The following is an 18812-nucleotide window of genomic DNA, read 5'->3' as shown; positions in this document are numbered from 1 at the left end:
TTGCACGACATCCTGTTCCAGCCGCTCACCATGGGCGCGATCGAGGCCAAGAACCGCATCTTCATGGCTCCTCTAACGCGTGGCCGTGCCGCCAATGAGGGCGTCGTCCCCACCGAGATGATGGTCGAGTACTATCGCCAGCGCGCTGGATCAGGGCTGATCATCAGCGAGGCAACCGGCATCAGCAAGGAAGGTTCCGGCTGGCCATCTGCACCGGGTATCTGGTCGCAGGAACAAGTAAAAGGTTGGCAACCGGTAACCAAAGCCGTTCACGAAGCTGGAGGGCAAATCGTGCTTCAACTCTGGCATATGGGACGGCTCGTACACCCCTACTTCCTCGGCGGAGAAGCGCCGGTATCGGCTTCGGCAACGACCGCGCCTGATCATGCGCATACGCCCGAAGGCCGGCTTCCGCATGGCGAAGCACGCGCCTTGCCGACCGACGAGGTCGCTCGCGTGGTGGAAGATTACCGGATCGCTGCGGCCAATGCCAAGGCAGCCGGGTTCGATGGCGTGCAACTTCATGGGGCCAATGGCTACCTCGTCGACCAGTTCCTGCGCGACAGCACCAACCTGCGCGATGACAAGTATGGCGGACCGGCCACCAACCGCGTTCGCTTCCTGCGCGAAGTTCTCGAAGCATGCGTGGGCGAATGGGGCGCGGACCGAGTTGGAGTGCGCCTCTCTCCCAATGGCGAAACGCAAGGCTGCGATGACAGCGATCCAGCAACCACATTTGGTGAGGCTGCCAAGGTCTGCGAAGAGCTGTCGCTGGCCTTTGTCGAATTGCGCGAGCCGGGTCCGGACGGTACTTTCGGTGCGACCGAAGTACCCAAGCAAAGCCCGATGATCCGCGATATCTATTCGGGCAAACTCATCCTCAATAGCGACTATGACGCAGCTTCTGCGGCGGCAGATATCGAGGCCGGCAAGTGCGATGCCGTAAGCTTCGGCCGCCCCTACATCTCGAACCCTGATCTTGAAGAACGCATCCGCGTTGGAGCCGAGTGGGCACCCAACAAGAATGTGCCCAAGTCGTGGTACTTCCCGGTTGAAGAAGGTTACATCGATTACCCGACGCTGGCGGAAGAACAGGCCCAGGCAGCGGCAACAGGCTAGACGGAGATGATACGATGAAATCCTGGCTCATAGTGCGCGCAGACGAAGAAGAGCAGCTGGCAATGGCTGCGACTTCAGGAGCCGGGGTTGTCGTAGCCGATTGCGGCTATGCCGCGAGCGATCGCAAAAAGGAGGAAGCACGCATGGCCGCGCGCGACTGGCTTTCTTCGCACCGCCAGCAAGTGCTCGCGCAAGGCAAGTTCGAGCGCTGGGCGCGGATCAGCCCGATCCATGATCCTGCCTGGCGCGCCGATCTCGAAGTGGTGATGCAGGCCGGACCCGACGGCTTGCTCCTGCCCGAGTGCAGTGGGCCGGACCAGCTTCAGCAACTTGCCGCTGAAATCTACGAAGTCGAGCAGCGTAATGGAGTCGCTCATGGCGCCACGCGGATCGTTCCGCAGGTGGGAACCCGGGCCGGTGACGCGATGAGGATCAGGGCATTCGCGGAAGAATCTCATCCACGGCTTGCCGGGCTGACCTGGGATTCGCGGGCGCTGGCGCGCTCGCTGGGTGCGCGGCGTACCCGCGACGGCCGCGGTGTTTTCACTGACGCGATGCAGCAAGTGCGGGCGAGCGTTCTACTAACCGCTCATGCGCGCGGCGTGATGGCGATAGAATCTGCTCACGCCGTATCCAAGGATGTCGAAGGAGCAGAAAATGCCGCGAAGGCAGCGCGGGCGGACGGTTTCACCGGAATGATGGCGCGCAATCCGGCGCATCTCGCGGCGATCAACAAGGCATTTGAGCCGACCGGCGACGAGTTGGCCGACGCACAGGCGATTGTGGCTACCTTCGCCAGCAATCCGGGGCAGGAATCGGTGGCCCACAAGGGGCAGCGGATCGGCGCGCCCGAACTCGCGCGAGCCAGGCGCTTACTGGGTCAGGAAGATGCACCCGGGATGAGCACGCTGCAGGAAGCGCGCCCGATCGTCTGATCAATCCGCGTCTGCGGGCGCTTCGGCAGGGACATCGCTTTCGCTTTCAGCCGGCGCTTCTTCGGCATCTGCTTCGCTGTCAGTGTCTGAATCCGAGCTTCCATCCGCAGCGGGCCTGGTGTCGACCCGCAGCGGCGGACTTTGCGAGCGGATCGTATCGAGCGGCAGCATTTCATCGCTGATTGTCCCGCCGCGTACTTCGCCAGAGGCGGTACGGTCGTCGTCACTGCTCCGATCGACTTTCTCTTCCCCGCAGCCGGCCAGCATCAAAGTGGTTACAGCAATAATTCCGAAAACCGCTCTCATTCAGCCAACTCCTTCAGCGCGGCACCGCGCCGCTTCGAGCGTGCCGAGAAAATCCCCGGCGCGTTTCTGCAAGACTTCATCGAAGGCTTGCACCGAAACGTCCAGCCCCAATCGCTTGAGACTGGTTACGCCGAATTCCTCGATCCCGCACGGAACGATGCCGCCAAAATGCGACAGGTCCGGATCGAGATTGACTGAAAAGCCATGCATGGTGACCCATTTCTTGATCCGCACCCCGATGGCGCCGATCTTCGCCTCCCGCCCATCAATATCGCGCGTCCAGATGCCGATCCGGCCTTCCGCCCGCCAGCTTTCGACCCCGAGATCGTGTAGCGTCGCAATCACCCACCCTTCGAGCGCATGGACAAAACAGCGCACGTCGCGCCCGCGTTTGGTGAGATCCAGTAACACATATCCCACACGCTGGCCTGGGCCATGATAGGTATAGCGTCCGCCGCGTCCCGCCTCGACTACCTCGAAACGCGGATCGAGCAATTCGTCTTTCGCAGCGCTGGTGCCCGCAGTGTAGACTGGCGGATGTTCGAGCAGCCAGATCAGTTCCTGCGCGTTTCCGCTTGCAATAGCCGCATTGCGCTCGAGCATAACTTCCAGCGCCTCACGATAAGGCACCTGGCCGCTTTCGCGGCGCCATTCGATCGTCTCGGCGGATAGATCGGCCATAGACATTGCGTGGCGATGCGCGGCGCGCTTATCAAGAGGCAAGCGCTTCAAGGATGTTGGGAATGGCAGTGAAATTCGATGCAAACCGTGCTTGGAGCAAGGCAATGAACATGCTCTCCAGCAATCGGCAGGTAGTGCTCATCATCGCCGGGGTGTTCTTTTTTCTGCCGAATTTTGCGCTTTCTCTGCTGGCTCCGGAGATTGCCAATCCACTGGCTGAGACTACTCCTGCCGAAACACCCGATGAGGCTATGGCGCAGCTGTCTTCGCTTGGTGCAGGATTCTTTGCGGGCCTGGTTGGTCTTGCGTTGATCCAGGCGGTGGGGGTGCTCGGTCTGCTGCGTCTGCTCACCGATTCGAACCGGCCCACTGTTGGCGAAGCGTTGCGCGGCGGCCTTGCCGGACTGCTTCCCTATGTTCTCGCCCAGATTATCCAGGCTTTCATCTTCATGTTTGCAGTGGGGCTACCGTTCGGGCTCCTTGCGGCTACGGGCAATCCAGCGGCAGCGACATTTGGTTTCGGACTGGCATTGGCACTGGGCATCTTCCTGTTCGTACGCTTTGCCCTCCTCTCGCCCGTGATCGCGATCGAGAGGATTCATTCGCCCTTTGCAGCACTCGGCCGCTCCTGGAAGCTTACCAGAGGCAAAGTCGGATCGCTGATCCTGTTCTTCGGGCTTTTGTTCATCGCAGTGATCATCGTGATGACAGTCCTTACCATCTTGTTGGGCCTGGTGTTTGCGGCAATCGGAGGGCAGACCCAACTGATCGGGGCTGCGTTCCTCGGATCGATTGCCAATGCCATCGTGGTCACGCTTTTCATGGCGGTGCTGGCTGCGGTTCACCAACAGCTTGCAGCACAAGCCGAAACGTAAATCCCATTGCAAGGCCGGGTTGCCGAGCGTAGCGCCGCGCCATGTCTGACAGCGATCCCGAACTTCCGGCAAATGCCTCGCTGACAAGCACCTCGGCGCCCGTGCCGGGGCGCACAATATCGCGCGAACGCATGTCGCTGCTGTTCGTGGTCATGCTGGTCACTGCTGCGGGCAATACTGCCATGCAATCGGTGATGCCCTCGATCGGGACGGCACTCGAAGTAGATGATGTCTGGATCAGCCTCGCCTATACTTGGTCAGCCCTGCTCTGGGTGATCTGTGCACCGATCTGGGCGCGGCGGTCGGACCAGCGCGGGCGCAAGGCGATGATGGCCGTGGGCCTGGTGGGATTTATCGTTTCGATGGCGCTGTGCGGCTTCGCACTATGGCTGGGGCTCGCCGGAGTCCTCACCGTGAGCGCGGCGCTGGTTGCCTTCGCTCTCGCGCGCAGCCTCTATGGCGGCTTTGGAAGCGCTGCGCCCCCGGCGGTGCAAGCTTACGTGGCGAGCCGCACACCGCGCGCCGAGCGCACCCAAGCGCTTTCGCTGATCGCATCGAGCTTCGGGCTGGGAACGGTGATCGGCCCAGCGCTGGCACCGCTGATGGTGCTGCCGTTCCTGGGCCTGACCGGTCCGTTTATCATCTTCGCTGCCATCGGGGTGCTGACGCTCATCGCTCTGCGCTGGCGGTTACCCAATGACGAACCGCAGTTCCCGGCACGTGGCAGCGCTTACGACGCGCCCTATTCGGTCGGCTCCAGCAGTAGCGGACAGGACGATAGCGAAGACGACGAGAACGGTATTGCGGGTGAATCCGGTCCGCCGGCTGATCCCAAGCGTCTGCGATGGTTCGAGCCCCGGCTGCGGGCGTGGGTCACGATCGGCCTGCTTGGCGGCCACGCGCAAGCCATGGTGCTGGGCATCTCCGGCTTCCTTGTGCTTGACCGGCTTGATCTGCGCGACACGCCGGCCCTTGGCACAGGGCCAGTGGGCCTGGTGTTGATGAGCGGTGCAATTGCCACCCTCCTCGCGCAGTGGGGGTTGATCCCACGCCTCAATCTCGGTCCTCGCGCAGCCTCGCTCTCGGGAATCGCAATTGCTGCGATGGGCACGGCTTACCTTGCTGTAGCCAGTAACATCCACACGATCGCACTTGCCTACTCGATTGCATCGCTCGGCTTCGGCTTGTTTCGGCCAGGGTCAACCGCAGGCACGTCGCTCGCAGTGACTCGCGCAGAGCAAGGCCAGGCTTCGGGCATCACCGCATCGGTCGCTGGGGCGAGCTTCGTCTATGCGCCCGCTCTGGGCGTGTGGCTATACGGTCATTCAGACTGGCTGGGGTTCGGCCTGATCGTTGCGCTCTGCGCGATTGTATTCCTTTATGGCTACCTCACCTTGCAGCCGGACAGCGAGCTCACCCGCGAGCGCAAACGCTAGGGTCCCTAGACTAGAGAATTTCCTCGACCGTCTCCTTGGGGCGGCACAGTCGCACGCCTTTTTCGGTTTCGACCATCGGGCGATTGATCAGGATCGGATCAGCCGCCATCGCGTCGAGCACGGTATCGGCATCGGCACTGGGCAAGCCGCGTTCCTCTGCATTAGTACCGCGCAGGCGCAGGCCCTCGGCGGGTGTCATTCCAGCATCGGCAAAGAGCTGCGCGAGCTTGTCGCGGCTTGGCGGATTCTTGAGATATTCGACAACTTCGACTTCTACCCCATCGCGCTCCTCAAGGATCGCCAGCGTATTGCGCGAAGTGCCGCATTTGGGGTTGTGCCAGATAGTCGCCTTCATCGAATTTCCCTTCATCCTGTGGTTTTCCCGACCTAGCGCGCTGAAAATTTGCCGCAAGGCGATTTGAGTGCTTGCAATTGCGAATTACTCGCAATAGCAGCAGGAGCATTCGAGAATCATTCTCAATAAGGACTTCCATGCCTCACTTTCAAATTTGTTCCAGCGTCTTCGCCATAGCCGCCTCGCTGGCAGCGATGCCCGCTTTCGCCGAAACGACGAGTGACGCCGAACACCAAGATCGCGAGTACCTGCCCACAGATATCATCGTCACGGGCGAGCGCGAGGATGGCTACGCCACCAATGACGGGTCGACCGCTACCAAGACCCCGACACCGCTGATTGACGTACCGCAGACAGTCGCATTCATCACCGAAGACCAGCTTGAAGACCAGTCGATCCGGCAGCTGGGCCAGGCGCTCCGCTATGTCCCAGGCATCAGCCTCGAAACAGGTGAAGGCCACCGCGACGAGATCTTCATTCGCGGGCAGGAGACAACGGCCGACTTCTATCTCGACGGGCTGCGCGACGATGCACAATACTATCGCTCGCTCTATAACATCGAGCGCATCGAAGTGCTCAAGGGCGCTAATGCGCTGATCTTTGGACGCGGCGGTGGTGGCGGCGCGGTGAACCGCGTAGCCAAGCGGGCAAAGCTGAATGGCGATGCACCCGTCTTTGATGCCTCGATCGACAATTTCGGCGCATGGGCGCTTAGCGGCGATGTGACCACACGCGTCAGCGATGGCGCGGCAGTGCGCCTTAACGCGACATACGAGGAATTCGATTCCAATCGCGACTTCTATGATGGTCATTTCATCGGCATCTCGCCGACTGCGACTTTAGCGCTGGGTGACGCAACACAGCTGATCGCGACCTATTCCTACGACAATGACGAGCGTCTGGTCGATCGCGGCAATCCCGCCGATGGCAATGGCCCGTTGTTCGGCTTCCGCGACACCCTGTTCGGCGCCCCGGAGTTCAACGATACGAGTGTGCAGGTCCACATCGCTCGCACCCGGTTGGAACACGAGTTCTCGGGCGGGCTTTCGGCCAATGCTACGGTGCAGTTTGCGGACTATGACAAGGCTTACCAGAACATCCTGCCGCGCGGATTGGTGAACGATGGCGCAGATGTCGAATTCTCCGGCTACCGCGACACCCAAACCCGCCAGAACTGGATCGCACAAGCCAATTTGGTCTGGCAGGTCGAGACCGGGGCGCTGGATCACACGATCCTCGCCGGCGTTGAGGCAAGTTGGCAGGATTCCGCGAATGGCCGCGCCAACGCGGTCTTCAACGACGGCATGGGTGGAACCACCAGCCGGGCAATCTTGCCGCTCGACGTCAGCTTCGACTTCCCAACCATCAGCCTGACCGCTCCGGTACGTGATCGTCGCAGCGAGCTCGAAGTGCTGTCGGCATATGTGCAAGACCAGATCGCAATCGGCGATTACGTCGAAATCATAGCGGGTCTACGGTGGGATCGTTTTGATCTCGAGACGATCGACGCGCTGAGCGACACACCTGGCGCGCGGGTCGACGAGAAAGTCAGTCCGCGTTTCGGGCTGGTGGTCAAGCCGCGCGAGAATATTTCGCTTTACGCCAGCTATGCCGAGAGCTTCCTGCCGCAGGCGGGCGACCAGTTCTTCCTGCTCACACCGGGCAATGCGGAATTCGAACCCGAGAAGTTCACCAATTACGAGATCGGCGTGAAATGGGCACCGCGCCCCGAATTGCTGGTCACGGCTGCGCTATTCCAGCTCGACCGGACCAATACCCGCGGGCCCGATCCAAGCGATCCCACGCTGACTGCGCTGGTCGGCGAGAGCCGCACGAAGGGCCTCGAATTCAATCTGGTCGGCGAAATCACGCCGCAGTTTCGCGCGAACATCGGCTACACATATCTCGATGGCGAGATCACCAACACCAGCACATTCGGCTCTGAAGGTTTGCGGCTGCAGCAGTTGCCGGAGCACCAGATCACCGCCTGGACGCACTATGACCTGACCGACAGCTTCGGGCTGGGCCTCGGTGTGATCTATCAGGACGAGCAATTCGCCAGTTTCTCAAACAAAGTCACCCTGCCCGGTTACGTCCGGGTCGATGCCGCTGCCTATTACACGGTGAACGAGCGCATCCGGCTGCAGCTGAATGTGGATAACCTTTTCGACGAGAAGTATTTTGCTTCCGCACATGGCGATAACAATTTGCAGCCGGGCGACGCGCTGACAGCTCGGATCGGGCTGCGCGTCGAAATGTGATGGCCGGCTAGCTTGTCTCTTCGGGTAGCGGGGAATTGCTGCGTAAAGCGGGAACGCTGCGCGCTGCATCCTCGATGCTCGTACCCGGCGCAGCCGGCCCGGCAATTGCTTCGCTCCGGTTGGCTACCCGCGCGGCGCGCTGGATCGCGCTGACCAGCCGGGGATAGACCCCGCAGCGGCACAGATTGGGGACCGCCTGCTCAATGTCCTCTTGCGAAGGACTGGCATTCTGCCGCAACAATGCGGCTGCGGCCATCACGATACCTGGTGTACAAAAACCGCACTGTATCGCCTGCTCGGCAACGAGGGCCTGCTGGACCGGATGGGATCTATCGCGCGAAAGCCCTTCGATGGTTGTGACGACACGGCCTTCGGCCTCACCGATGGTGACCATGCAGCTGCGGAGCGCCTGCCCGTCGATATCGACCATACAGGCACCGCAATCACCGACGCCGCAACCATATTTGGTGCCAGTAAGATTGGCCGCATCGCGCAGCGCCCACAGCAAGGGCGTTCCTGCGTCCATATCGAACCGCAAGGGGCGGCCATTGACGGTCATGCTTGGCATTGTTGCGCTCTAGTCAATAGCCCGCCGGTCGACAAGCAGTCGGTCGTTCGTCGATGATCAGCTTGCCTACAATTATCACCCCGCTATCAGGCAGGGATGAGCGAGACGGCCAAACTGACGCGTGGACCCATCCGCGGCCATCTCGTATCGCAGACATTGCCGGCCATCATCGGTGTCGCATCGCTGATGTCCGTGGGCCTGATCGACGCCTATTTCATTGGACAACTCGGCAGCGCGCAACTGGCGGCAATCTCGTTCGTATTCCCGATCAGCGTAGCGGTAGTGAGCCTCGGCGTCGGTACAATGGTGGGTATCAACTCGGTCGTCTCGCGTACGCTGGGAAGCGGCGATCTGGCCCGTGCCCGCCAGCGCGGGAATTTCGGGATCCTGTTCGCGGTCGCGCTAGGGCTGATGATGTCGGCTCTGCTTTATCTGCTGCTCGACCCACTGTTCGGCCTCATGCAAGCCGACGACGAATTGCTACCGATCATCCGCGAATACATGGTGCCATTTTCGCTCGGGCTGCCGGTGATCCTCACGATTATGGGCGTCAACGGAGTGCTGCGCGGCCAGGGGGAAGCGAAGAAAACATCCTACGTTTCGGTGACGTATGCAGTCGCCAACATGATACTGGATCCGATTTTGATTACCGGAGCTTTCGGTTTTGAGGGATTTGGCATTGCCGGTGCGGCTTATGCCACGATAGTGGGCTGGAGCATCGGGATCGCGCTGGGCCTGTTCCTGCTGTCGAAGACGGATATCCCGTTCCAGCCGCGCCGCATCGGCGGACTCGATTTCGGCAGCTCGCTCAATGCGATCGGCAAGGTCGCGGGGCCTGCCGCCTTTTCCAATGCCATCAACCCCATCGGCCTCGCTGTGCTGACTGCGCTTCTCGCCTCGCAAGGCGAGGCTGCAGTCGCCGGGTTCGGTGCCGCCGGGCGATTGCAAAGCTTCGTGGTCGTGCCGCTACTGGCACTATCGGGATCGATCGGGGCGATCGTGGGGCAGAATTGGGGTGCCGACATGCCGGAAAGATCCCGCCTGGCCATGCTCGAGGCCGGAGCTTTCTGTATCGGATATGGCCTCCTAATCGCGGTCCTTTTGTGGTCGACCGGGGGCTGGTTCGCCGACATCTTCACCGACGATGCCGAAGTGATGGCGAACTTCACCAGCTATCTCTCGATCGCGGCGTGGGGGTATGCCGGTTATGGCCTCCTGATCGTTGGCAATGGCGCGCTGAACGCTATCGACAGAGCCAGCGTGTCGCTCACCCAGAGCTTCGCCCGAGTGTTCCTCGTGATGCTGCCATTTGCCTGGGTAATGCGCGGCGATTGGGGCGCAGAAGCGATCTACGCGGCCGAGCTGACGGCCAACTTAGTAGGAGGTGCGATCGCCGCAGGCGCCGCATGGTGGTTCCTCGGGCGGCGCCCTCGCATGGTGCAGGCGGCGGAGTGACACTTCGTTAACCATATTCCCGCATAGCGTAGCCCTCAATAATGGGGGCGATGCGTTAATGGACGACCTGCTGGCAGAATTCGTGGCCGAAACCCGCGAAATGCTTCAGGCAAGCGAAGGCGAGCTCGTCGCGTGGGAAGCCGATCCGGCTGACCGTTCGCGGCTCGATGCCATTTTCCGCTTCGTCCATACCGTGAAGGGCAATTGCGGCTTTTTTGACTTCCCTCAGCTTGAGCGCCTCAGCCATGCCGCAGAGAGCGCGCTGGCCGAAGTCAGAGCCGGTCGCCGGCGCGCCGATAGCGGCTTGGTGACAGCCGTGCTGGCAGTGATCGACAGGATTGCCGAGATGGTCACTTCCATCGAGAACGGACAGGCCATCGAAGCGAATGTTCAGGATGGCGCACTAGTCGCTGCACTGGAGGCCGATGCTTGCGATCTGGGCGATGTGGCCCCTCAGCCCCGCGCTGCCGCGCCAACGGTGAATGGTTCTGCCCCCGCGGCACAGCAACGCACGATCCGCCTACCGGTGGAGTTGCTTGACCGGGTCATGAGCGGCGTTTCCGACCTTGTTCTGGCGCGTAACGACCTCGCCCGCCGCCTTCGCAGCGGCGGCGAAAGCTCCGACATCGAAGGCCAGTTTGATCGGCTGTCCACCATCCTCGGTGATGTCCGCGAGGCGGTCTCGCGCATGCGGATGCAGCGGATCGAGCAACTCTTCAACATGGTGCCGCGCATGGTCCGCGACTTGTCCGCCGAGCTCGGTAAGCAGGTCATGGTGGAGATCGACGGCAATGGCGTTGAACTAGACCGCGAGATGATCGAGCTCCTGCGCGATCCGCTGACCCACATCATTCGCAACGCTATCGACCACGGTGTCGAAGCACCCGGTGAAAGGCTGGCTGCCGGCAAGCACGAGATCGGGCTGCTCAGCGTTTCCGCAGTCCAGTCCGGCAACAGTATCAAGATGCGGGTCAGCGACGATGGCCGCGGCCTCGACAGCGATGCAATCGGCAGCAAATCGGTCGCAGCGGGCATCGTAAGCGAAGCCGAATTGTCCCGGATGGACGATAGCGAAATTCTCAACCTGATCTTTGCACCCGGCCTATCCACCGCAGAAGAAGTTAGCGCCATCTCAGGACGCGGCGTGGGGATGGACGTCGTTCGCTCGAACATCGAACGGCTGGGAGGATCGATCCAGGTATCGACCACCCGCGGCGAACAGACAGTGTTTCAACTGACGATGCCTTTGACCCTGACTATCATTGGCGGCTTGACCGTCGCGATCGGCGACCAACGATTTGCCATTCCGCGATCATTCGTCGATGAGATCGTCCATGCCCGTTCGCATGCGCTGGAATTCGCCAGTATCGGCGATGCAGCGCTTGTGACATTCCGGGGCGAACGCATACGTTTCATCGATTTACGCGCAGAATTGGCACCAACGGAGACTACATGCAAAAATGCGTGCGGCGCGCTCGTCATCGTTCGGCTGGCAACAGGCGAACGCCTAGCATTGGGCGTCGACCGCGTGCTCGATCACGAAGAGCTGGTGATTAAGCCGCTTTCGCCGGAGCTAGCAGCTGCGGAGCTTTATGCGGGCCTGACGCTGCTTGATGACGGACGGCCCATATTGCTGCTCGATGTCATAAAGCTGGCGCAGAAATCCGGTATTGCCGTGCACGAGGCCGCGCGGAACGATCGGTCGCTTGACCCTGACGAGAACAAGACAGCCCCGCCTGCACGCAAGGTAATGGTGTTCGAGAGCCTCGACGGACGCGCTCAGGCGATGCCGATGGAGTTGGTCCGCCGGATCGAGGCGATCGACGCCAATCAGCTCACGATCGAGAATACCCGCGTGCAAACGGTCATCGATGGCCGGATATTCGCAGTGACAGGCGTCAACGCAGATGCCCAGCTCGATGGCAGCATACGCCTTATCCGGATCACCGATGGTACTGCCGAGCTCCTTCATGCTGCCGCCGACATTTCCGATTCCAAATCGCTTACCAATCCGGTCATCCCAGATGCGGATGATCCGACCATTGAGGGTTCAAGCCTGATTGATGGCAAGCCGGTCCCAATCCTTGACGGCCATTGGCTCTTCGCTTCGCAGGCGCGCGTTGGCGCGCCTGCTGACGCCCCATTCTGCCGCATGCCCCATGGCGACGAGTGGTCGGCGACGATCCTTGAGCCCCTGGTGGAAGCGGCTGGATATCGGGTCACCCGCGACCCGGAGGTCAAGGCGCAGATCGCCTTTGCGCTGGCTGATGGCGAGAAGTCGGAGCAGGAGACTTCCGCAGATCGGATTGTGTATCTGCGCGCCAATCGCGTCCCTGCGGCTGGTAAGCCGGACAGTATCTATCGCTACGATCGTGAGGCGATCCTTTCCGCTCTGCGTGAAGCAAGTAGCGGAGGCAGGAAGTGAGCGAGCTGGTTGTCATCGCCCAGATAGCCGGTCGCCGGATTGCGATCGATGCAGCGCGCGTAAGCTCCGTTGTAGACCTAGCCGATATCGTCCGGGTTCCCGGAACGGCCGATTACATCCTGGGCGTTACTGCCCTGCGCAGCCGTCCCATGACAGTGATCGACACCTGCCTTGCCATCGGCCAACCGGGTGACGGTGATCCGGCCGGCGCGCGGGCTTTAGTGATTGAGAATGATGGCCATCACTATGCGCTGCTAGTCGAAGATGTGTTCGACGTGGCCGAAGTACAGGGCGAGCCAATGCCAGTGCCCGGTGAGCTGAACGGCGATTGGAACCGGATCGGTATCGCTCTGGTCGAGACCGGCAATCAGCCCGCATTGTTGATCGAACCCACGGCCCTGCTTTGCGGACCCCACAGGGAAGCAGCTTAATATTATGGTTACCAGTGCACTATACCAAAGGTGCGCAATAAGGGGCGCAAGTGTATGAAATCCTGTCTCGTCATCGACGATTCACGCGTGATCAGGAAGGTTTCGAGACATATACTCGAAGCCCTTGGATTTGCAGTCGAAGAAGCCGAGAACGGACGCGAGGGCCTGGATCGCTGCGCTGGAACCATGCCCGATGTGATCCTGCTTGACTGGAACATGCCTGTGATGACGGGCATCGAATTCATCACACAGCTGCGCAAGAGCCCGGGCGGGGACCAGCCCAAAGTAGTGTTCTGCACAACCGAGAACGATGTCGCGCATATTCGCGAAGCGATCAGCGCAGGTGCAGACGAATACGTGATGAAGCCCTTCGATCACGAGACGCTGCAGATCAAGTTGCAACTGGTCGGATTTGAATAGGGAGCGCGCCATGCGGTCCCTCGCCGAAATTCGCCACGATCAGCATAGGAGCCGAACAGGTGCCGGCGCGGCCATCAGTGTGATGGTCGTGGACGACTCTCTTACCGCACGCACAGCGATAGTCCGGATGATTGATAGCGCAGACGATATCACGGTGACCGCCACCGCGGCATCGGCAGAGACGGCAATTCGCCAGCTGGGCGAAACACCTGTCGATGTGATCCTGCTTGATCTCGAAATGCCGGGCATGGGCGGCCTAGAAGCCCTGCCTAAACTCATCGAAACCGCATCCCAAGCGCAGATATTGGTGGTATCAGCACTTACACAGCAAGGCGCCGAGCATACGCTGGCCGCGCTGTCCATGGGTGCAGCCGACACCATGCTGAAGCCCCGATCAGGCGGGTTCACGCCCGCATATCGAGATGATCTGGTTGACCGGATCAGGGCGCTGGGCCGCAGATCATATCCCGCTCAACGGATTAGCGCCGCATGTCACACTGGCATTGCCAAACGCTTCGGCAAGCAACCGCGCATGATCGCCGTGGGCGCTTCTACCGGCGGCATCCACGCACTGTCGCAGCTGCTCAAGAACCTGCCGGCCGGTCTTTCCCTACCGATTGTCATCACCCAGCATCTGCCGGAGAGCTTCGTGCCGGTCCTGGCGCGTCAGATCGAGATGTTCGCGATCCGTCAAACGCATGTCGCAAAAAACGGCATGCCGGTTACGCCCGGCTGTATTTTTCTCGCGCCGGGCAATGCGCATATCAATATCCGCAGTCGCCGCGGGCAATTGGAGATCAAACTTTCGCATGAGCGCGTCGAGAGCGGCTGCATTCCTTCGGTCGATCCGATGCTCGCCAGTATCGCGGATGCATGCAGCGGTGAAGCACTCGGGATAGTCCTTTCGGGGATGGGCCGTGACGGTGTGATCGGCGCCGGGCAACTGGTCGATGCCGGCGGGACAATCTTCGCGCAGGACGAGGCAAGCAGTGCAGTGTGGGGCATGCCGCGCGCCGTATGCGAACAGGATCTCGCAGCAGAAATCGCCTCCCCTCAGGAATTGGCCGGGAAAATATTGCAATTGGCAGGAGTTGCATCGTGGACCTGAACGATGTCTCGATCCGCTACATCGCCGATCTGCTATGCGAGCGAACCGGCCAGCAATTGACCGAGGGGCGGCTATGGCGGATCGGTACCGCTCTCTCCGGCATTTACCGGCAACGCGGGATAACCAATATCGAACAGCTGGTTTGCCTGCTCGACAGACCGGAAGAAAAAACGCTTGCGCAAGAAGTTGTCGAGGCTCTGCTGAACAATGAGACCTACTTCTTCCGCGACCCCCTCTATTTCGAGACTCTTGCGGACAAAATCCTTCCTGATCTTGCCGAGAAGCGTCGGCACAAGCGCAAGCTCACAATCTGGTCAGCAGGCTGCTCCACGGGGCAGGAAGTGCTTTCGCTATCGATGATCTTCGCCGAACAAGCGAGCCGCTGGAATGACTGGCAAATAGAAATCCTGGGAACCGACATTTCGGGTCAGGCGATAGACGCCGCAAGAAGCGGGAAATACTCGCAATTCGAAATCCAGCGCGGCCTCGCCGTAAACCGCATGCTCAACTTCTTCGAAGAGTCGGAAGCCGGCTGGCTGAGCAGCGACCGAGTCTCGCGGCTTGTGCGCTTCAGCCGCCACAACCTTCTCGATCCGCCTCCTTCTGCATCGCCGTTCGACCTTGTGTTGTGCCGCAATGTCCTGCTGTATTTCGACGGCTCCACGCGGGATCGAGCATTCGCGCGGCTGCAGCAAGCGCTAGCACCCGATGGCTGGTTGATGCTTGGGGCCGGCGAAACCGTAGTGGGTCAGACGCGCAGGTTCCATATCGAGTCTGGCTTGAGCGGGATCTATCGGCCCAGCGGTCCTGTCAGTGTAAAGCAACTGCGGGCCACCCCTGCCGGAGGCTAGAAACCGCGACTTTCCAGATGCTTCGGCAGTTAAGGTAAACAGAAGTTTACTCTTCCTTAGCCAATTGAGCCTACCGCGGTTGCTTGGACGTTCCAAAGCCGCGCCAAAGGGGAAATCTGTGGCAACCGGGGAGGGCAAATTCGGTCTATCGTCGCGCGCGCTCGTATTCGCGCCGTTGGCGGTGCTTACCCTGATTTTCGGCACAATCGTCACCATGTCCCTCACCAATGTGTTCGGGGACTCAAACTCCCGAAATCTCCTTCTCGCCGGATCTGCAATTTATGCTTTGGCCGTACTCGGATTTGTGCGCATCGGGTTGATCAATGTACGCGAACTCGAACGTCTTGGCTTGCGGGACAGTCTCACCAATCTCCCCAATCGTCGCGCAATCCATGTGGAAATGGCTCGCAACTCGCGGCCTGGCGAGGAGCGAGCGATGGCGCTGCTCAATCTGGACGGCTTCAAGTTCGTAAACGATCACTACGGTCATTTCGTCGGCGACAAGCTGATCAAGCAATGTGCCAAACTCTTCACTGAGGTCTGCGACAAGGAAGCAAGATGTTATCGCCTGGGTGGTGACGAGTTTGTTTTCGCCAAGACCGGTCCGCTCTCCGGAACCATTCTTGAGGGGATTTGCCGCAGCGTCATCGAAGCACTCGATAAACCCATGTCGGTGGATGATCGCCGTATTTCGCTTGGCGCGAGCATTGGTCTGGCACGCGGAGACGGGCTGGACGGTGTCGACTCCTCTGAGATGCTGCGCCGCTGCGACGTTGCCTCGCTCGCTTCCAAACGCGGCGGGAAAATGCGCTGCACCTGGTTCAACGAGGCATTCGACCGCAGCCGCGACGCCATTCGCCAACTCGACGAGGAACTGCGCCTGGCGCTCGCCGAAGGTCAATTTATCCTCCACTACCAACCGTTGGTGGACGCCCGTACACGCGAAGTCGTTTCGGTCGAGTCCCTGATGCGCTGGAATCGCCCTGACGGGAAATCGATCGGGCCTAATATCTTCATCCCTATCGCCGAAGAATCGGGCCTGATCAACGCGATCGGACTGTGGGTCTTGCGGCAAGCGTGCACCGATGCGCTCGCCTGGGACGGGATCACGCTTTCGGTCAACATCTCTGCGGCCCAATTGCGCAACCCCGAGTTCCCGATCCACCTCGGAGACATCCTTGAGGAAACCGGATTTCCGGCGGACCGACTCGAACTCGAGATTACAGAAACCAGTCTTGTCCTCGATCCGGCAGTCGCCGAGCGCAGTTTGGATGTCATCCGCGATTTCGGCGTCAATGTCGCACTAGACGATTTCGGCACGGGATACGCTTCGATCGGGTTCCTGCGTCAATTCCGTTTCGAGAAGCTGAAGCTTGACCGATCATTGGTCGTACAGGCGGGCGAGGACGATGGTTCACGGGCGATGATGCTCTCCAGCATAACGGTTGCCCGGGCAATGAAGATGGATGTGACAGCCGAAGGTGTCGAAACACAGGAACAGGCAGACATGGTGCGCGCTGCCGGCTGCGACCAGATCCAGGGTTGGCTCTATTTCAAAGCCATGCCGCCCGAAGAAATAGCCCAATATCTAAGCGGCCCCGCCATTCCGGCGGCAGATCGCTCCGAAATTTCCAGGAAGAAGTCAGCATGACCATGCAATCACCGATTGTCGCTGATGCAGATGCGACAACCATCCCCGAAGACACGCGCCCCGCGATCGAGGCAATCATTCCCGAAGCGGTGGAACCCAAGGGTGGCTTTCTGGTTGGCCTGTTTCGTAGGGCACCGACTTATGTGAAGCTGATGATCACTGTCGGCCTTCCTCTGCTGATTATCGCAGCGGCCAGCACGATTGTGCTGATCTACACCGGCCGCATCGAAGATGCGCTTGAAAGCGGTGCTCCAGGCTCGGTCGATGCGGCCACGCAGCTCGCACATACGATGCGGACAATCGCGCTCGGGACGATAGGGATCGGCGTCATCATGCTCGGTATGATCCTGCATGTGCTCCAGCGCGATATAGTCGACACGGCGCGCAGCATTGTGGATGTTATCAGCCGCCTCGCCAATGGAGAACGCCACCTATTCGTGCCGGCACAAACGCGTTCGGACGAGTATGGCGAGCTGGCCAGGACAATCGAAATTCTGCGCCTCGCAGCAATCGAGCGCGACGCGCAAATCAACGAATCAATCGAGGTCTATAAGGAACGTGACACATTGGCCGCCCAGCGCGCCAAGGAGCGGATAGATCTCGCAGCGCATTTCGAAACGACCGTTGGCGATGTGGTCGGAGGGGTTGCGAGCGCCGCCGACCAACTTCATTCGACTGCGACCAACCTGGCAGCTTCGGCCGAACAGTCGGTCGCACAGACCGAACTGGTGTCGCAGGCCATGTCCGAAGCCTCGTCTGGCGTAACCGCAGCTGCGGCGGCGAGTGACGAGTTCGCGATGTCGATCGGTGAAATCAGCCGCCAAGCTGCCAGTTCAGCCGAATTGGCGCGCGAGGCCAGCGAGGCTACAACCAGCGCTGATGAAACTATTTCCAAGCTTTCGACTTCGGCCGAGCAGGTCGGTCAAATCGTTGAGCTCATTCAATCGATTGCCCAGCGTACGAATCTACTCGCGCTCAATGCTTCTATCGAAGCAGCGCGCGGCGGTGAGGCGGGGCGCGGATTTGCCGTGGTTGCCGCTGAAGTGAAGGATCTCGCCGCACAGACGAGCCGCGCGACAGAGGAAGTGGCGGACCAGATCCGCCGTATGCAGGAAACTACTGGCGCAAGCGTTTCAGCGCTCCGCTCGGTTGGCGAGCGGGTCAAACAACTCGAGACCACGGCTATCTCGATTGCAACAGCTGTCGACCAGCAATCGGTCGCCGGGCAAGACCTGGCACGCAGCATTGACGTTGCTGCGCGTAGCACGGACGATGTTGCCACCCACATCGCACAAGTGCGCGAAGCATCGGTATCCAACGGCGTCGCCTCGAACCAGCTGCTGAATTCGGCGACGGAACTCGAAGGTCAGGCCGGGACGCTACGCAACCAGTTCAATGAGTTTCTGTCGCACGTGCGTGCGGGTTGAATCGCAAAGCAAGTGAAGCTGCGGGCTGACCTAGTCTGTTTGCCCGGCGCGCCATTCGCGCTTGATCTTCTTGGCAAGGCTCCATTTGTGGACTTCGGTTGGCCCGTCGTAGATCCGGAAAGCCCGCACTTCACGAAATAGCTGTTCGACAATGGTGTCGCCGGTCACGCCTGTGCCGCCCATCGCCTGCACACAGCGATCAGCAATCTGGAACAAGGTTTCAGCCACGAAGGTTTTGGCCATCGAACTTTCGGTGGTGCCGAGGTCACCGGTGTCCAGAACCTTTGCGCACCAATCGATCATCAGTTCGCACGCCTGCAGGTCGATCCTGTTTTGCGCGAGCATGAAACCGACCCCCTCGTGGTCGATCAACTGCTTGCCGAAGGCGGTACGCCTGCACGCATAGTCGGTGGCGATCTCCTGCGCGCGAACGGCAAGGCCCAGCCAGCGCATACAGTGGGTCAGTCGAGCCGGGGCCAGCCTGATCTGCGCGTATTTGAACCCCTCC

At 60.4% G+C, this 18812-nt stretch carries 18 protein-coding genes (1 of these 18 cut by a window edge); 13 read left to right on the top strand and 5 right to left on the bottom strand.

What is annotated here, in order from left to right:
• A complete protein-coding gene (locus ACEWMW_RS07125; RefSeq protein ID WP_409413190.1) occupies positions 1-1119 on the top strand; it encodes an alkene reductase in 1119 nt (372 codons plus the stop codon).
• A 14-nt stretch (positions 1120-1133) separates the two neighbouring features.
• Entirely contained in the window at positions 1134-2054 is a 921-nt protein-coding gene (locus tag ACEWMW_RS07120) for an HpcH/HpaI aldolase/citrate lyase family protein (protein WP_409413189.1), read from the top strand.
• Here ACEWMW_RS07120 and ACEWMW_RS07115 read toward each other — a convergent pair whose 3' ends face one another.
• Both ACEWMW_RS07115 and lipB read right to left on the bottom strand, forming a co-directional pair.
• Complete coding sequence (locus tag ACEWMW_RS07115; RefSeq protein ID WP_409413188.1) at positions 2055-2360, bottom strand: hypothetical protein; 306 nt, start codon at positions 2358-2360, stop codon at positions 2055-2057. It abuts the gene before it with no gap.
• Entirely contained in the window at positions 2361-3041 is a 681-nt protein-coding gene (lipB, locus tag ACEWMW_RS07110) for a lipoyl(octanoyl) transferase LipB (protein WP_409413187.1), read from the bottom strand. It abuts the gene before it with no gap.
• A 62-nt stretch (positions 3042-3103) separates the two neighbouring features.
• Between lipB and ACEWMW_RS07105 the strand changes: the two genes are divergently transcribed.
• Together ACEWMW_RS07105 and ACEWMW_RS07100 are read left to right on the top strand one after the other, a co-directional pair.
• Positions 3104-3916: a hypothetical protein gene (locus ACEWMW_RS07105; protein ID WP_409413186.1), complete on the top strand. Its 813-nt coding sequence runs from the start codon at positions 3104-3106 to the stop codon at positions 3914-3916.
• A 41-nt stretch (positions 3917-3957) separates the two neighbouring features.
• Positions 3958-5352 (top strand): MFS transporter, encoded by a 1395-nt coding sequence (locus tag ACEWMW_RS07100; protein WP_409413185.1) that lies wholly within the window; start codon positions 3958-3960, stop codon positions 5350-5352.
• A 10-nt stretch (positions 5353-5362) separates the two neighbouring features.
• Here ACEWMW_RS07100 and arsC read toward each other — a convergent pair whose 3' ends face one another.
• On the bottom strand, positions 5363-5707 hold the full coding sequence (arsC, locus tag ACEWMW_RS07095) for an arsenate reductase (glutaredoxin) (protein ID WP_409413184.1): 345 nt from the start codon (positions 5705-5707) through the stop codon (positions 5363-5365).
• Positions 5708-5844: 137 nt separating this feature from the next.
• Here arsC and ACEWMW_RS07090 point away from each other — a divergent pair, with 137 nt between their 5' ends.
• A complete protein-coding gene (locus tag ACEWMW_RS07090) occupies positions 5845-7968 on the top strand; it encodes a TonB-dependent receptor (RefSeq protein WP_409413183.1) in 2124 nt (707 codons plus the stop codon).
• A gap of 7 nt (positions 7969-7975) precedes the next feature.
• Here the strand turns inward: ACEWMW_RS07090 and ACEWMW_RS07085 are convergent, their stop codons facing one another.
• Complete coding sequence (locus tag ACEWMW_RS07085) at positions 7976-8536, bottom strand: (2Fe-2S)-binding protein (RefSeq protein ID WP_409413182.1); 561 nt, start codon at positions 8534-8536, stop codon at positions 7976-7978.
• Positions 8537-8632: 96 nt separating this feature from the next.
• Here ACEWMW_RS07085 and ACEWMW_RS07080 point away from each other — a divergent pair, with 96 nt between their 5' ends.
• The 8 genes from ACEWMW_RS07080 to ACEWMW_RS07045 all read left to right on the top strand — a co-directional run bounded on the left by ACEWMW_RS07080 (position 8633) and on the right by ACEWMW_RS07045 (position 18304).
• Complete coding sequence (locus ACEWMW_RS07080; RefSeq protein WP_409413181.1) at positions 8633-9991, top strand: MATE family efflux transporter; 1359 nt, start codon at positions 8633-8635, stop codon at positions 9989-9991.
• 58 nt (positions 9992-10049) lie between these two features.
• On the top strand, positions 10050-12416 hold the full coding sequence (locus tag ACEWMW_RS07075; protein WP_409413180.1) for a chemotaxis protein CheA: 2367 nt from the start codon (positions 10050-10052) through the stop codon (positions 12414-12416).
• Positions 12413-12847 carry a chemotaxis protein CheW gene (locus ACEWMW_RS07070; RefSeq protein ID WP_409413179.1) on the top strand — a complete coding sequence of 145 codons (435 nt, stop codon included), beginning with the start codon at positions 12413-12415 and terminating at the stop codon, positions 12845-12847. Before ACEWMW_RS07075 ends, ACEWMW_RS07070 begins: the two co-directional genes overlap by 4 nt.
• 54 nt (positions 12848-12901) lie before the next feature.
• Complete coding sequence (locus ACEWMW_RS07065; RefSeq protein WP_409413178.1) at positions 12902-13267, top strand: response regulator; 366 nt, start codon at positions 12902-12904, stop codon at positions 13265-13267.
• A gap of 10 nt (positions 13268-13277) precedes the next feature.
• Positions 13278-14375, top strand: a complete 1098-nt coding sequence (gene cheB, locus ACEWMW_RS07060; protein ID WP_409413177.1) for a chemotaxis-specific protein-glutamate methyltransferase CheB — start codon at positions 13278-13280, stop codon at positions 14373-14375.
• Positions 14366-15226, top strand: coding sequence for a CheR family methyltransferase (locus ACEWMW_RS07055; protein WP_409413176.1), 861 nt, complete (start codon positions 14366-14368; stop codon positions 15224-15226). Before cheB ends, ACEWMW_RS07055 begins: the two co-directional genes overlap by 10 nt.
• Positions 15227-15344: 118 nt before the next feature.
• Positions 15345-16877 carry a putative bifunctional diguanylate cyclase/phosphodiesterase gene (locus ACEWMW_RS07050; RefSeq protein WP_409413175.1) on the top strand — a complete coding sequence of 511 codons (1533 nt, stop codon included), beginning with the start codon at positions 15345-15347 and terminating at the stop codon, positions 16875-16877.
• The gene (locus ACEWMW_RS07045; RefSeq protein ID WP_409413174.1) at positions 16874-18304 is read left to right on the top strand and encodes a methyl-accepting chemotaxis protein; all 1431 of its coding nucleotides are present in this window, start codon (positions 16874-16876) and stop codon (positions 18302-18304) included. Before ACEWMW_RS07050 ends, ACEWMW_RS07045 begins: the two co-directional genes overlap by 4 nt.
• Positions 18305-18334: 30 nt before the next feature.
• Here the strand turns inward: ACEWMW_RS07045 and ACEWMW_RS07040 are convergent, their stop codons facing one another.
• Positions 18335-18812: the 3' portion of an acyl-CoA dehydrogenase family protein gene (locus ACEWMW_RS07040; RefSeq protein ID WP_409413173.1), read on the bottom strand. It continues 710 nt past the right edge of the window; only the last 478 of its 1188 coding nucleotides appear in the window; the start codon falls outside the window, past its right edge; its stop codon occupies positions 18335-18337.

Source organism: Litorerythrobacter xanthomarinus, from assembly GCF_046254955.1.
Taxonomy (GTDB): Bacteria; Pseudomonadota; Alphaproteobacteria; order Sphingomonadales; family Sphingomonadaceae; genus Qipengyuania_C.
This window is presented reverse-complemented; position numbering and strand designations above follow the sequence as displayed.